The 273-nt window shown below is 41.4% G+C and carries 1 protein-coding gene; it reads left to right on the top strand.

The features are described 5' to 3' along the window. Positions 1-273: SDR family NAD(P)-dependent oxidoreductase (locus SB749_RS19475; RefSeq protein ID WP_410711757.1), on the top strand; the 273-nt coding region annotated here is incomplete at both ends.

Here is a 273-nt window from a genome sequence, read left to right as displayed (position 1 = left end):
TATTTAGTAACAGGCGCAGCTGGCTTTATTGGTAGTGCGGTTGTAGAAAAACTAGCCTCTGCTGGTCATGAAGTGGTAGGTATTGATAACTTAAATGATTATTACGATGTAAATTTAAAGCATGCGCGCCTCAAACGTATTGAGCATGGCCAGTTTTTGTTTAAGCAGGTCAATTTGGCTGATCGTGTTGCGATGCAAAGCTTGTTTGAGGAATCACAGTTTGATCGAGTAATTCATTTGGCGGCACAAGCGGGTGTACGGTATTCATTAGAA

The sequence above is a fragment of the Brevibacterium sp. SIMBA_078 genome (genome assembly GCF_046534565.1).
Classification (GTDB): Bacteria; Actinomycetota; Actinomycetes; order Actinomycetales; family Brevibacteriaceae; genus Brevibacterium.
Note: the sequence above shows the minus strand (reverse complement) of the source record. Positions and strands in the feature narration are given on the sequence as shown.